This window comes from Pseudomonas tructae (assembly GCF_004214895.1).
GTDB lineage: Bacteria > Pseudomonadota > Gammaproteobacteria > Pseudomonadales > Pseudomonadaceae > Aquipseudomonas > Aquipseudomonas tructae.
Genome location: NZ_CP035952.1, coordinates 628,763 through 644,248, shown reverse-complemented (window position 1 = coordinate 644,248; position 15,486 = coordinate 628,763). Strand labels below are relative to the sequence as shown.

The 15,486-nt window shown below is 62.2% G+C and carries 9 protein-coding genes; 1 reads left to right on the top strand and 8 read right to left on the bottom strand.

What is annotated here, in order from left to right; translation table 11 throughout:
• Positions 1–32 precede the first annotated feature (32 nt).
• From gltB to pilM, 7 genes are all read right to left on the bottom strand, one after another.
• Entirely contained in the window at positions 33–4,478 is a 4,446-nt protein-coding gene (gene gltB / locus EXN22_RS02980; RefSeq protein ID WP_130262488.1) for a glutamate synthase large subunit, read from the bottom strand.
• Positions 4,479–4,841: 363 nt separating this feature from the next.
• Positions 4,842–6,446: an SPOR domain-containing protein gene (locus EXN22_RS02970; protein ID WP_130262486.1), complete on the bottom strand. Its 1,605-nt coding sequence runs from the start codon at positions 6,444–6,446 to the stop codon at positions 4,842–4,844.
• 16 nt (positions 6,447–6,462) lie between these two features.
• Positions 6,463–7,560, bottom strand: coding sequence for a 3-dehydroquinate synthase (gene aroB / locus EXN22_RS02965; protein WP_130262484.1), 1,098 nt, complete (start codon positions 7,558–7,560; stop codon positions 6,463–6,465).
• Between the two features lie 99 nt (positions 7,561–7,659).
• On the bottom strand, positions 7,660–8,178 hold the full coding sequence (gene aroK / locus EXN22_RS02960; RefSeq protein WP_130262482.1) for a shikimate kinase AroK: 519 nt from the start codon (positions 8,176–8,178) through the stop codon (positions 7,660–7,662).
• Between the two features lie 4 nt (positions 8,179–8,182).
• Complete coding sequence (locus EXN22_RS02955) at positions 8,183–9,424, bottom strand: type IV pilus secretin PilQ (protein WP_130262480.1); 1,242 nt, start codon at positions 9,422–9,424, stop codon at positions 8,183–8,185.
• A gap of 24 nt (positions 9,425–9,448) precedes the next feature.
• Positions 9,449–10,285 (bottom strand): pilus assembly protein PilP, encoded by an 837-nt coding sequence (locus EXN22_RS02950; protein WP_130262478.1) that lies wholly within the window; start codon positions 10,283–10,285, stop codon positions 9,449–9,451.
• Complete coding sequence (gene pilM / locus EXN22_RS02945; protein ID WP_165392179.1) at positions 10,282–11,388, bottom strand: pilus assembly protein PilM; 1,107 nt, start codon at positions 11,386–11,388, stop codon at positions 10,282–10,284. Before pilM ends, EXN22_RS02950 begins: the two co-directional genes overlap by 4 nt.
• A 128-nt stretch (positions 11,389–11,516) precedes the next feature.
• Here pilM and EXN22_RS02940 point away from each other — a divergent pair, with 128 nt between their 5' ends.
• Positions 11,517–13,970 (top strand): penicillin-binding protein 1A, encoded by a 2,454-nt coding sequence (locus EXN22_RS02940; protein ID WP_407691955.1) that lies wholly within the window; start codon positions 11,517–11,519, stop codon positions 13,968–13,970.
• Between the two features lie 141 nt (positions 13,971–14,111).
• Here the strand turns inward: EXN22_RS02940 and EXN22_RS02935 are convergent, their stop codons facing one another.
• A complete protein-coding gene (locus EXN22_RS02935) occupies positions 14,112–15,380 on the bottom strand; it encodes a malic enzyme-like NAD(P)-binding protein (protein ID WP_130262472.1) in 1,269 nt (422 codons plus the stop codon).
• Positions 15,381–15,486: the final 106 nt, after the last annotated feature.

Below are 15,486 nucleotides of genomic sequence, written 5' to 3'. Positions count from 1 at the left end.
TTCAAAACCTCATCAAACTCTTCAGGCGCATATCACTGCGGGTTGGCACGGGTGCTGGACAGCAGGTTCTTCAGGTTGGCCGCCTTGGGCTTGACCAGCCAGAAGCGCCGCACGTAGTCGTCCAGGTTTTCCCAGAGCTCACGACCCCATTCGCTGTTGGTTTCTTCGACGTATTCAGCCAGCACGCGCGACAGGTGGCTGCGATAAGCCTCCATGGCCTCGCCGCTGATGCGCTGGATCTCGACCAGTTCATGGTTGAGCTTGTCGACGAAGCTGTTGTCCATGTCCAGTACGTAGGCAAAACCACCGGTCATGCCCGAGCCGAAGTTGTAACCGGTCTTGCCCAGAACGCAGACAAAGCCACCGGTCATGTACTCACAGCAGTGATCGCCTGTGCCCTCGACAATTGCGTGGGCACCGGAGTTGCGCACGGCAAAGCGCTCGCCCGCGGTACCTGCGGCGAACAGCTTGCCGCCAGTGGCACCGTACAGGCAGGTGTTGCCGATGATGGCGCTGTGCTGGGTGGCGAACGGGCTGCCCACAGGCGGCACGATCACCAGCTTGCCACCGGTCATGCCTTTACCGACGTAGTCGTTGGCATCACCTTCGAGGTACAGGTTCAGGCCACCGGCGTTCCACACCCCGAAGCTCTGCCCTGCAGTGCCCTTGAAGCGGAAGGTGATCGGTGCCTTGGCCATGCCCTGGTTGCCGTGCAGGCGGGCGATTTCGCCGGATATCCGCGCGCCGATGGAACGGTCGCAGTTGCAGATATCCAGGGCGAACTCGGCGCCCGCCAGATCGCGGATGGCAGGCAGCGCCATGTCGACCATCTTCTCGGCCAGCACGCCTTTGTCGAACGGGGGGTTGCGCTCGACTTCACAGAACTGCGGCTTGTCAGCAGGTACGTGCGGGCTGCCCAGCAGCGGGCTGAGGTCCAGGTGCTTCTGCTTCTCGGTTTCGCCGGGGAGCATTTCCAGCAGGTCGGTACGCCCGATCAGCTCGCCGAGGCTGCGCACGCCCAGCTTGGCCAGCCATTCCCGGGTCTCTTCGGCGACGTAAGTGAAAAAGTTCACCACCATGTCGACGGTGCCGATGTAGTGATCCTTGCGCAGCTTGTCGTTCTGGGTGGCAACGCCGGTGGCGCAGTTGTTCAGGTGACAGATACGCAAGTACTTGCAGCCCAGGGCGATCATCGGTGCGGTGCCGAAGCCAAAGCTTTCGGCGCCGAGGATCGCCGCCTTGATTACGTCCAGGCCGGTTTTCAGGCCGCCGTCGGTCTGTACCCGGACCTTGCCGCGCAAATCGTTGCCGCGCAGGGTCTGATGGGTTTCAGCCAGGCCCAGCTCCCACGGCGCGCCGGCGTACTTGATCGAGGTCAGCGGCGAAGCGCCAGTACCACCGTCGTAGCCGGAGATGGTGATCAGGTCAGCATAGGCCTTGGCCACACCGGCGGCGATGGTGCCGACACCCGCTTCTGCCACCAGCTTGACCGAGACCAGCGCCTGCGGGTTGACCTGCTTGAGGTCGAAGATCAGCTGCGAGAGGTCTTCGATCGAGTAGATGTCATGGTGCGGCGGTGGCGAGATCAGCGTCACGCCAGGCACGGCATAGCGCAGCCGGGCGATCAGGCCGTTGACCTTGCCGCCAGGCAGTTGCCCGCCTTCACCGGGCTTGGCGCCCTGGGCCACCTTGATCTGCAGCACTTCGGCGTTGACCAGGTACTCGGGGGTAACGCCAAAGCGGCCGGTAGCCACCTGTTTGATTTTCGAGCTCTTGATAGTGCCATAGCGGGCCGGATCTTCACCGCCCTCACCGGAGTTGGAGCGCGCGCCCAGGCGGTTCATCGCCTCGGCCAGGGCTTCGTGAGCTTCCGGTGACAGCGCGCCGAGGGAGATACCGGCGGAGTCGAAACGCTTGAGGATGGCTTCCAGCGGTTCGATCTCGCTCAGCTCCAGCGGCTGCTCCAGGGTTTTCACCTTGAGCAGGTCGCGGATCATCGACACCGGGCGCTTGTCGACCAGCGCAGTGTATTCCTTGAACTTGGCATAGTCGCCCTGCTGCACGGCGGCCTGCAGGGTGTTGACCACATCCGGGTTGTAGGCGTGGTATTCGCCACCGTGGACGAATTTCAGCAAGCCACCCTGCTGGATCGGCTTGCGCGCGCTCCAGGCTTCGGCGGCGAGCAGCTTCTGCTCGTTTTCGATGTCGACGAAACGTGCGCCTTTGAGGCGGCTGGCAACGCCACGGAAGCTCAGCTGGACGACTTCCTCGGACAGGCCGACGGCCTCGAACAGTTGCGCCCCCCGATAAGAACCCACGGTCGAGATACCCATCTTCGAGAGGATCTTCAACAGGCCCTTGGAGATGCCCTTGCGGTAGTACTTGAACACCTCATCCAGGTCACCGAGCACTTCGCCAGTGCGGATCAGGTCGGACAGTACTTCGTAGGCAAGGTACGGATAGACGGCCGACGCACCGAAACCGATCAGTACGGCGAAGTGATGCGGGTCGCGGGCAGTGGCGGTTTCTACCAGGATGTTGCTGTCGCAGCGCAGGCCCAGCTCGGTCAGGCGGTGATGCACGGCACCCACGGCCAGCGACGCATGCACCGGCAGTTTGCCCGGGGCGATATGACGGTCGCTCAGTACCAGCTGGGTCTTGCCGCTGCGCACCGCTTCTTCAGCCTGGTCGGCGATGTTGCGTACCGCAGCTTCCAGGCCAAGGCCTTCGGCATAGTTGAGGTCGATCAGCTGACGCTCGAAGCCGGGGCGGTCGAGGTTCATCAGCGAGCGCCACTTGGCCGGCGAGATCACCGGCGAGCTGAGGATAACCCGCGAGGCGTGCTCGGGAGATTCCTGGAAGATGTTGCGCTCGGCACCCAGGCAGATCTCCAGCGACATGACGATCGCTTCACGCAGCGGATCGATCGGCGGGTTGGTGACCTGGGCGAACTGCTGGCGGAAGTAGTCGTAGGTCGAACGCACGCGCTGCGAAAGAATCGCCATCGGTGTGTCATCGCCCATCGAGCCGACTGCTTCCTGACCTTGCTCACCGAGCGGACGCAGGACCTGGTCGCGCTCTTCGAAGGTGACCTGGAACATCTTCATGTATTGCTTGAGCTGGTCAGCATCGTAGCTGGCCACGCCCTGGTCGTCGCTGAGGTCGGCCTGGATGCGCAAGGCATTCTGGCGCAGCCAGCGCTTGTACGGGTGGCGCGACTTCAAGCGGTTGTCGATGGCATCGGTATCGAGGATCTGCCCGGTTTCGGTGTCCACGGCGAAGATCTGCCCCGGTCCGACACGGCCCTTGGCGATCACATCTTCGGGCTTGTAATCCCATACGCCGATTTCCGACGCCAGGGTGATGTAGCCGTTCTTGGTGGTGACCCAGCGCGCCGGACGCAGACCGTTACGGTCGAGCAGGCACACCGCGTGCCGACCTTCGGTAAGAACCACGCCAGCCGGGCCGTCCCACGCTTCCATGTGCATGGAGTTGTATTCGTAGAAGGCACGCAGGTCGGCGTCCATGGTCTCGACGTTCTGCCACGCCGGCGGAATGATCATGCGCACGCCACGGAACAGGTCGATGCCGCCGGTGACCATCAGTTCGAGCATGTTGTCCATGCTCGAGGAGTCGGAGCCGACGCGGTTGACCAGCGGGCCGAGCTCTTCCAGATCCGGGATCAGGTCGTTGGCGAACTTGGTGCGACGGGCCTGAGCCCAGTTGCGGTTGCCGGTGATGGTGTTGATCTCGCCGTTGTGGGCGAGGAAGCGGAACGGCTGCGCCAGCGGCCATTTCGGCAGGGTGTTGGTCGAGAAGCGCTGGTGGAACACGCAGATCGCGGTTTGCAGGCGCTCGTCGCTCAGGTCCGGATAGAAGGCGGTGAGGTCCGCCGGCATCATCAGGCCTTTGTAGATGATGGTCTTGTGCGAAAAGCTGCAGATGTAGTGCTCGGTATCGGCGGCGTTGGCCACCGAGGAGCGCCGACGGGAGCTGAACAGCTTGATGGCGAATTCCTGATCGCTCAGGCCGTCGCCGCCGATGAACACCTGCTCGATTTGCGGCAGGCGCTCCAGGGCCAGGCGGCCGAGAACGCTGGTGTCGATCGGGACTTTGCGCCAGCCCACCAGTTGCAGGCCGGCGGCGAGGATCTCGCGGTTCATGTTGTCGCGCGCCGCTTCAGCCTTGGCGTTGTCCTGATTGAAGAACACCATGCCGACCGCGTACTGCTTGGGCAGTTCATTGCCGAACTGTTCGCGGGCCACGGCGCGCAGAAACTGATCGGGCTTCTGCATGAGCAGACCGCAACCGTCGCCGGTCTTGCCGTCGGCGTTGATCCCACCACGGTGGGTCATGCAGGTCAGGGCCTGGATGGCCGTTTGCAAAAGGTGGTGGCTGGGTTCACCCGTCATATGGGCGATCAGGCCGAAACCACAGTTATCCTTGAATTCTTCGGGATGGTACAGACCTGTTTTCATAGACACTTTCTCACCAGGTTCGCCTCTCACCAAGGCAAATCTTTTTTTAGTACAACCACTTACCATCCACGCCGAACGAATGCCAGCTTTGCGGGGGCAATAGGGGAGCCATTGTTGCACAGCGACAGGGAAGCCCACAAATTTACGACGAAATGTCGCAAATCCATGTCGCATTTTTGAATGTTTTTAAGCGTGCGCCGTGGTAACGGCATGGCTTGAGTCTGAAGCGTTTCAGCCTGGACTGCAAGATGGGCTTGTGGCCGGCAGTCTGGGACAGAAAAGCCTGCCGCGCAGTACGCAGCAGGCTTGACCGATGTTCAGGAGTCGCTCAGCAGGTGGCGGGGGTAGTGCCACCAGGCTAGGTCAGCGGGTCGAGGCCAGTTCTTGTTGGACGCTGGCGACGGTACGTGGCCAAGGTTTACCAGCCTGGACCTTGGCTGGCAAGGCTTTGATTGCAGCCAGGGCGGCATCACGGCTGGCGAAGTTGCCGTAGGTGATGACATACAGCGGCTTGCCCTGCAGGGTTTTCTTGAAGTAGCGATAGTCGCCACCTTGAGCCTTCACGTAGGCCTGAGCCGACGCTTCGGAACTGGTGCCGAGGATTTGCACGACATAATTGCCCGGCTTCTGTCCGGCATACCAGGTACCACCGGCTGCTGGCTTGGCTGCCGGCTTCTCGGCAGGCTTGGGTGCAGGCTTGGCAGTTGCAACCTGGGTTGGCGCAGGCTTGGCAACAGGTGCAACCGGCTTACTGACTACAGGAGCAACCGGCTGCGGCGCAGGTGCAACCGATTGCACCGGAGCAACAGGCTGTGCAGGTGCTGGCGCCGGGCCTGCGGCGACACCCGCTGGCGGTGCAATGGTCGTAACGGTCGGCGGCTGCAGCGCAGTTTCACCCGCCGGCGTAGACTCTTCGCCTTCGCCCATACCGGTCGATTCAGCCAGCGGGCCACGCATGACCGGTTGCGACTGGCCTACCAGCGGCAACGGCATCGGTTGCGAGTTGCCGGCAAATTCGATGGCCGGGCCGCCATTGTTTGACTGGGCGGCGCCCGGTTGGCCCTGGCCCAGCGGCAGTTGCGCCTGCTCGGCAGGAGCCGTTGGCGCCTGATCGCCCTTCTTCGGCATCAGCACGGCCGCCGCGACAGCGACCACGACAACTGCAGACAGCGCCAGCACATGTTTCTTTGGCATATTGAACCCCATAGATGGTCGCTTCGCCGTGGTCCGGCTGGCGATCATGGCTTCGATCAAGGTATCGCGGGCGACCTGGTTGATTGCCCCAGGCCAGCCGTCAGAGTTTTGGTGAATATCGACGATCTGTTCGTTGGTAAACACCTCGATGCCCCGCCCGGCACCTTCCAGGCGCTGCTCGAGGTACTCACGGGTTTCTTCTTCGCTGTAGGGCTCAAGCTCGATGACATGGAAGCGCTCCTGCTCGGCATTGAGCTCGTCCAGCCCGGCGATCAGCGATGACTCGCCAAACAGGAACACGTGCGGACGTCCTTCCGGGGTGCCCGCCGCCAACTCCAGCAAGGCTTGGAGTGCCGACTCGCCCAGTTGTTCCGCATCGTCAACCAGCAGATAGACTTCCTGCCCGGTCAATGCCAGTTGCACCACCTGGGCAAGGATCTCCGGCACTTCAGGCTGAGCCACGCCCAGCGACTGGGCGACCTGGCCGAGCACGGCGGCCGCATCGCTGGCGCCACGGGCGGAAACCACCACGCTCTGCACCGACTGCTTGTTGGTGCTGGCCACCAGAGCCTGGCGCAGCAAGGTCTTGCCGCTGCCCTGCGGGCCGGTAACCACCAGCAGCAAATGGCTGTAACGGGCCAGGTGATGCAGTTGGCCCAGCACCGGCTTGCGCTGGGCGGGGAAAAATTTGAAACCTGGCACCCGTGCAGCGAAGGGGTCATGGTTCAACTGGTAATGGCCGAGAAAGGCCTCGTCGGCATGCAAACTAGTCATCGGACGCTCATCAACCTCAAAGCTGGGCCACGATTGCGCGGTAATCCGCCGCCAACGTGGCCTGAAGAATCTCTTTCGGATAGTCGTCGGTGATCACCGCTTCGCCCATGCGGCGCAGCAGGACCAGACGCAGACGACCGTCGAGTACCTTTTTATCTACTGCCATGTGCTCCATGAACTGCGCCGGGGTCATTTCCTCTGGCGGCACCACCGGCAGGCCTGCGACCTGGAACAGACGGATACCACGGTCACGCTCCTGCTGGCTGATCCAGCCCAGGCGCGCGGACATTTCCAGGGCCATGACGGTGCCGGCCGCAACGGCCTCACCGTGCAGCCAGACACCATAGCCCATGTGGGTCTCGATGGCGTGGCCAAAGGTGTGGCCCAGGTTCAGGGTGGCACGCACCCCCGACTCGCGCTCATCGGCACCCACCACGGCAGCCTTGGCTGCGCAGGAACGGCAGATGGCCTCGGTCAGTGCTACCTGGTCGAGGCCGCGCAGGGCCTGCATATTCGCTTCGAGCCAGGTGAGGAAGGGTTCGTCACAGATCAGGCCGTACTTGATCACCTCGGCCAGGCCCGCCGACAGCTCGCGCGGCGGCAGGGTATTGAGGCTGCGGGTATCGATCAGCACCGCATTGGGCTGGTAGAAGGCACCGACCATGTTCTTGCCCAGCGGATGGTTGATGCCGGTCTTACCCCCCACCGACGAATCGACCTGAGACAGCAAGGTCGTCGGCACCTGGATGAAGTCCACACCGCGCTGATAGCAGGCCGCGGCGAAGCCGGCCATGTCACCGATCACTCCGCCGCCAAGGGCGACGACGGTCGTGCGGCGATCGTGACGGGCAGTCAGCAGCGCATCGAAGATCAGTTGCAGGGTTTCCCAGTTCTTGTGCGCTTCACCATCTGGCAACACCACTGGCAGCACCGAATAGGCACCCAGGGTCTTGCTCAGGCGTTCAAGATAGAGGGGCGCGACAGTCTCGTTGGACACGATGGCGACCTGCCGGCCAGCGATATGCGGCGCCAGCAGTTCCGGTTGATCCAGCAGGCCTTCGCCAATGTAGATCGGGTAGCTGCGTTCGCCCAATTCGACCTTTAGTGTCTGCATGTATCCCCACAATGAACTAAGCGCGGCATCGATGGTTCGAGCCGCGCGATAACGGTGTGCCCTGTCACGGCATGACTGGTCGCCGAGGATAGTCCTGGCTTAACGGGGCGGCAACTTCTGCAAGCGTTCGAGAATATCCAGCACCACCATCCGCGGTGGCCGTTCGTCGGTTTCCACCACCAGATCGGCAATCTCACGGTACAGCGGGTCACGAACCTCCAGCAGCGCCCGCAAGGTCGCCTCCGGATTGGCCGTGCGCAGCAGCGGCCGGTTGCGGTCGCGCGAGGTTCGCCCGACCTGCTGCTCGACCGAGGCGTGCAGGTACACCACGCGCCCGCCGGCATACAAAGCCTGGCGATTGGCATCGCGCATCACCGCGCCGCCACCGGTAGCCAAAACCAAGCCATCGAACGCGCACAGCTCGGCGATCATCGCCTGCTCGCGGTCACGAAAGCCCGGCTCGCCTTCCTTATCGAAGATCCACGGGATATTGGCGCCCGTGCGCAATTCAATTTCCTTGTCGGAATCCTTGAACGGCAGGCGCAGCTCTTTGGCCAGCAGGCGGCCGATGGTGCTTTTGCCTGCACCCATGGGCCCCACAAGTATCAAATTTCGCACAGAATCAACGACTCACAGCAATCGCCTGGTCACTCATGATACGCGGAGTCAGGAAGACCAGCAGCTCGGATTTTTTCTCTTGTAGAACATCGCGACGAAACAGCCGCCCAACATACGGCACATCGCCGAAAAATGGCACCTTGTCGACAACTTTACTTTGCACCGTCGAGTACACGCCGCCGATAACGATGGTCTGTCCATCTTCAATGCTCACCTTGGCATTGACCTCGTTCTTGCGGATCGCCGGCACATGCTCCAGGGCATTGAGATAGTCCGGCTCATCCTTGGTCACCTTAACCGCCATGATCACCCGGTTGTCCGGCGTGATTTGCGGAGTGACTTCCAGAGACAGCGATGCTTCGCGGAACGTCACGGATGTGGCACCGCTACCACTGGTTTCCTGGTAAGGCACCTCGGTACCCTTGAGGATCCGTGCGGTTTCCTTGTCGGCGGTGACCACCTTGGGCTGGGAGATAATCTCGCCATTGCCGGTCTTTTCCATGGCACTGAGCTCCAGATCGAGCAGCACGTTGTTGCGCACCAGGCCCACGCCGATGCTGGCCGCCGCCCGATCGACTCCGAGGTCGACGAAGGTATCGCCACTGCCCAGGCTCAGTCCCTTGCCCAACTGCACCGCCCCACCCCAGCGTACCCCCAGGGCCTTCTCGAAATCGACATTGGCCTCAACGATGCGCGCCTCGATCATGACCTGACGCACCGGCACATCCAGCTCACCGATCAGCCTGCGCAGCTCTTCCAAACGTTCCGGCGACTGGCTGGCGACCAGTGTATTGGTGCGCTCGTCGACACTCAGCGAGCCATGGCTGGCCCCACCCGCGTCGTGGGCCATCAGGGTATGAAAGAGCTCGGCAATATCAGCGGCCCTGGCGTGATGGATCGGAATCAGTGCACGCCGCGACGGTACTGCTCCAGCCATTTCGGCAAGCGGTGCGACCAGCAACACATTACCGTCCTTGCGCTGCTCCAGACCCTTGCTGCGCAGCACCAGATCCAGGGCCTGATCCCAGGGCACATCCTCCAGGCGCAGGGTCACGGTGCCCTGCACCGCGTCACTGGCCACCAGGTTGAAGCCGGAAAGGTCCGCCAGCACCTGCAGCACTGTGCGCACTTCGACATCCTGAAAGTTCAACGACAACGGCTCGCCACCGTACAACTGCTTGCCGGCAACAGCACCTGCAGACAGACAACCCCACAACAACACTGCAATGACAGCTCCCTTGCCCATCGATGACCTCCCTGGTCAGCACCTTCAACGCAGTGCGAGTGTTCGCCGCCGCGCTTGCCAGCCGTGGCCGGCAACAAAAACCTGCTCGACGACTGCGAGCTGCCGCTCACTGATCTCGATAACCTGGCCCTGATCACGCCCCAACCCATCGCCGACCTGCAGCCGATGCACCCGGCCTTGCGCCTGAACCAGTGCGTAGTAAGTCCCACCACTGGCAAGGCTGCCGACCATCTCGAACTGCTCCAGCGCCAGACGTTGCAGCACATCGACAGATGCCTGCGGTGCGCCTGGCACGAAAGGATTACGCAGCGCGGCAACAATCCGTCGCTCGGCAGGCTCTGGTGGCGGGCCCTGCGCCAGGGCATGCATTGCATGAGGGCGGTAGGACCTGGCTTGCAGCTCCACCAGAATCAGTCCCGCATCGGTCGGTTTGAACGAAAGTCCGTGCACGGTGACCAACTGCGGCTGGCCGGCCAGATCAGCAAAAAATCCAACCAGGGCCGCAAAGGTCCCACGCAGATGCAACTGAAGGGGCAGCCTCTGGTAATACTCCGTGGGCACCGCGTCGAGCAGCTGTAACTGCTCGATGGCCACTGCATGGGCCTCAGCCAGTCGGGACAGAGTTTCGAACACCTCGGGTTCGTCAGCCCCACCCCACAACTGCCAGCGCGCCTGGGGCAAACGATTGTGCAAGGTTGCAGCGCCCTCCAGCGACAAGTGATCGGCGCCCTGACCGGCCTGCATCAGCAGTGGCCGCAATTGCAGGGGGTAGGCCAAGCCCATCAGCAATGCCAGCAACACCATCAGTGCCGTGACCTGCAAGGGCCAGGCGCCTCTGGCAATAAGATTCCAGCCGTTCACGGCACAGTCTCCAGGGTTACCTGCAACTCGAATTCATAGCCGTGCTCGAGTGCGCTCATGCGCTGCAATGTTGCAGCACCAACCAAAGCAGAAGACGAAAGGCCGGCTGCCAGTTGTGCCACCGCAGAGGCGGACGGTGCCATCCCGATGAGCTTCAGCGCGGTCGATTCCTGGTCAAAGGCGGTGAAATACACGCTGTCCGGCAGGGCCAGATCAAGCTGCTCGAGTATCTCCACGACGAAATAGCGGCCAGCCTGCAAGCTTTCCAACTCAAGCAGTTCACGCATCAAGGCCTCAGGCTGCCCAGTCACGTCCTTTATCGCAGCCAGGCTGTGTGCCTGCTCGTGTAATGCACTGCGAGCATGCCGGTCGACCCACCAGGTGACAACAGCCGCCAGCAGCACAACACTCGCACAACCAACCTGAAACCTTCGAATACGCAGTTGGTCGCGCCGTTCACGCCATGGCAGCAGGTTCAGCCGCCCGCCACCCATGGCCAGGCCACAGGCGACGGTCAAGGAAGAGGCCAGCGCCTCGTCGACCTGCGGCATTGCCACATCGCCCGTGGTTGCTCGCTGTAAAGCCTGGCTATCGACCTCCAGCACCCTTGCGCTCAGCCCGGCGACTTCGAAAGCGGCCTCCAGCGCATCCAGCACGCCGCGATGACAGGCCACAACCGCCACCTGGGTACCCGCTGCAGCGCCGGTAGCCGGCTCCAGCACCTTGTAGTCCAGCGCGATGTCTTCGAGATCGAAGGGGATGAACTGCTCGGCGGCATCACGCACGCTGGCAGCTACTTCGGCATCAATCAGGCCTGCCGGCAGCGCCAACTGCTTGTTGATAGCACGGCTCGCCGGCAATCCCACGGCGGCCAGGCGACAGCGGCTGCCACTGCGTTTCAGCGCACGCTTCAAGGCCTGACCGACGGCCTCAGCGTCAGCAATCCAGCCGTCGAGCATGGCTCCCGCTGGCAGCGCCTCGATCGCCCAGGCCTGCACACACCAGGCATCTTTGCGACGGAGCAACTGCACCAGCCTGATGGACGGCGAGGCGATTTCTATCCCCAGGAGTGAACCGGCATCCTTGCCCAAGCGTCCAAGCATTGGTTTTTTCCTTGCAGCCGCGCGCATAACGCGGCGAGTTGAAAAATGCTTATAATGCCCAGCGTTTATCCTTTGTCCGCTGGCCCCGCGCGCAACCCACTCTTCTATCTGGACGCCCAAAAGCCTTGATACGCCTGCTGAAGTTTTTCTGGTGGTCTTTCGTCGCAGTCATCTGCGCGCTCGTGCTCGGTCTGAGCGGCGCATTTCTGTATCTTAGCCCCAGCTTGCCCTCGGTAGAGGCCCTCAGAAGCATCCAGTTGCAGATCCCTTTGCGGGTCTACAGCAGCGACGGCAAGCTGATCGCCGAGTTTGGCGAAATGCGCCGCTCGCCCATCCGTTTCGCCGATATTCCGCCGCATTTCATCCAGGCTTTGCTCTCGGCCGAAGACGACAATTTCGCCAATCACTACGGCGTCGACCCCAGCAGCCTGATGCGCGCTGCAACACAATTGCTCAAGTCCGGGCACATCCAGACCGGCGGCAGCACCATCACCATGCAGGTGGCGAAGAACTTCTTCCTCAGCAGCGAACGCAGTTTCTCGCGCAAGACCAACGAAATTCTCCTGGCCCTGCAGATAGAACGCGAACTGACCAAGGACGAGATTCTTGAGCTGTACGTCAACAAGATCTACCTGGGCAACCGCGCCTACGGGATCGAGGCGGCCGCCCAGGTGTACTACGGCAAATCGATCCGCGAGGTGAGCCTGGCGCAGATGGCGATGATCGCCGGCCTGCCTAAAGCGCCATCGCGCTTCAACCCGCTGGCCAACCCGGTACGCGCCAAGGAGCGTCGTGACTGGATCCTCGGACGCATGTACAAGCTCGGCAAGATCGACGAAGCCAGCTATCAGGCTGCACTGGCCGAGCCGATCAACGCCAGTTATCACGTACCGACGCCAGAAGTCAGCGCCCCGTACATCGCCGAAATGGCCCGCGCCGAAATGGTCGGCCGCTACGGCAGCGATGCCTACACCGAAGGCTTCCGCGTCACCACCACGGTACCAAGCGATCTGCAGGAAATCGCCAACAAGGCCGTACTCGATGGCCTTAGCGCTTACGACGAACGCCACGGCTACCGCGGCCCCGAATCGCGCTTCCCGGGCAAGACCCACGACGCCTGGCTGCAGGAACTGAGCAAGCAACGTCCTCTGGGCGGCCTGGAACCGGTAATCGTCACCGAAGTAACCAAAGCCGGCCTGCAGGTGCTGACCCGCGCCGGCAACCAGGAGTCCGTGGCCTGGGACACCATGAAGTGGGCCCGCCCATTCCTCAATACCAACAGCCAGGGACGCGCACCACAGCAGCCCTCGGATGTTGCCCAGATCGGCGACCTGATCCGCGTGCAGCGCCTGGACGATGGCAACCTCAAGTTCAGCCAGGTGCCGGGCGCGCAGAGCGCCCTGGTGTCGCTGGACCCGAACAGTGGCGCGATTCGCGCACTGGTCGGCGGCTTCTCGTTCGAGCAGAGCAACTACAACCGCGCCATGCAGGCCAAGCGCCAGCCAGGTTCAAGCTTCAAGCCATTCGTCTACAGCGCCGCGCTGGACAATGGCTATACCGCCGCGACCCTGGTCAACGATGCGCCGATCGTGTTCGTCGACGAGTACCTGGACAAAGTCTGGCGCCCGAAGAACGACACCAATACCTTCCTTGGCCCGATCCGCATGCGTGAGGCGCTGTACAAGTCGCGCAACCTGGTGTCGATCCGCCTGCTGCAGGCCATGGGGGTCAGTTCGACCATCGACTACATCAGCAAGTTCGGCTTCAACAAGCAGGACCTGCCGCCCAACCTGTCCCTGGCCCTGGGCACCGCGACCCTGACACCCATGGAAATCGCCACGGGCTGGAGCACCTTTGCCAACGGCGGCTACAAGATCAGCCCGTACCTGATCGAACGCATCGAGAGCCGCAACGGCGAGACCCTGTTCACCGCCAATCCGCCGCGGGTACCACAAGCCGAGCAGGTCGAGGAAGGCATTGCCGCACCCGAGCAGCCGATCAGCACGCAAATGCCAGGCGAAGCCCCAAGCAGCGTTGCCAGCAACCCGGCCGCCGCGATTGCTCAGCCACCAGCCGTAGCCGAGCGCATCGTTGACGGGCGCACCACCTATATCCTCACCAGCATGCTGCAGGATGTGATCAAACGCGGCACCGGGCGCCGCGCCTTGGCCCTGGGGCGTACTGACCTTGCGGGCAAGACCGGTACCACCAACGAGTCCAAGGACGCTTGGTTCTCCGGTTACAACGCCGATTACGTGACTACGGTATGGAGTGGTTTCGACCAGCCGGAAACCCTCGGCCGTCGCGAGTACGGCGGCACCGTGGCGCTGCCGATCTGGATGAACTTCATGGGCGCCGCGCTCAAGGACAAGCCCAACCATGCACCGGCCGAGCCCGAAGGCATCCTCAGCCTGCGTGTCGATCCGGTCAGCGGCCGGGCGGCTACACCGAGCACGCCCAATGCCTACTTCGAGCTGTTCAAGGCCGAGGACACGCCGCCGTCGGTGAACGAACTGGGTAACGGCAGTGCGCCAGGCAGCCCGCTGCCAGCGGATGAGGCGGCACCGATCGACCTGTTCTGATGGCGGCAAACCCGCTCCAACTGCAGGAGCGGGCTTGCCCCGCGATGAAGTTGACACCAACCACAAAAAAGCCCCGACTCTCACGAGCCGGGGCTTTTTACTATGCGTTGCAGCTAATCGCGGGACAAGCCCGCTCCAACATTAGCCGTTGAACACATCATCCACGCTTTTGAGCGGGTAGTTCTTCGGATACGGCAGGGTTGCCACGCCGGTCTCGATCGCGGCCTTGGCTACGGCGTCGGAAACGACAGTGATCAGACGGGCATCCATTGGCTTGGGAATGATGTACTCACGACCGAATTCCAGGGCATCGACGCCATAGGCTGCGCAGACTTCCTTAGGCACTGGCAGTTTGGCCAGGTCTTTCAGGGCGTTGGCGGCAGCGATCTTCATCTCTTCGTTGATGCGCTTGGCGCGAACGTCCAGGGCACCGCGGAAGATGAACGGGAAGCCCAGGACGTTGTTGACCTGGTTCGGGTAGTCGGAGCGACCAGTGGCCATGATCACGTCGCTACGGGTGGCGTGAGCCAGTTCCGGGGCGATCTCTGGATCAGGGTTGGAGCAGGCGAACACGATCGGGTTCGGCGCCATCGACTTCAGGCCTTCAGGGCTCAGCAGGTTCGGGCCGGACAGGCCGACGAACACGTCAGCGCCTTTCAGGGCGTCTGCCAGGGTGCGCTTGTCGGTCGCGTGAGCGAACACCGCCTTGTACTGGTTCAGGTCGTCACGGCCAGCGTGGATCACGCCAGTGCGGTCAACCATGAAGATGTTCTCGATCTGCGCGCCCATGCTCACCAGCAGCTTCATGCAGGAGATGGCGGCTGCACCGGCACCCAGGCAGACGATCTTGGCGTCAGCCAGGGTTTTGCCAGCGATTTCCAGGGCGTTGATCATGCCGGCGGCGGTCACGATCGCGGTGCCGTGCTGGTCATCGTGGAAAACCGGGATATCGCACTGCTCGATCAGGGTGCGCTCGATCTCGAAGCACTCTGGCGCCTTGATGTCTTCGAGGTTGATGCCACCGAAGGTGATGGAAATACGGCGGACGGTATCGATAAAGGCTTGCGGGCTTTCCGATTCGACTTCGATGTCAAACACATCGATACCGGCGAAACGCTTGAACAGAACGCCCTTGCCTTCCATGACCGGCTTGGAGGCCAGTGGGCCGAGGTTACCCAGGCCAAGGATGGCGGTGCCGTCGGAAATGACTGCTACCAGATTACCCTTGCCGGTGTACTTGTAGGCCAGTTCCGGATCGCGACCGATTTCGCGAACCGGCTCAGCCACGCCAGGGCTGTAGGCCAGCGCCAGGTCGCGTGCAGTCGCGGTAGGTTTGGTGAGCTCGACGCTCAGTTTCCCCGGACGAGGCTGAGCATGGTATTCGAGAGCGGCAGTTTTCAAATCTGACATGGTGGGCATTCCGCTATTTACTGTTCTGACGGACCGCCGAGGATACGCAAAGAGCAAAGGGCCGACAAGACTGCCCGGTCACTTGTGTCAAGGGCTTTAACCTACG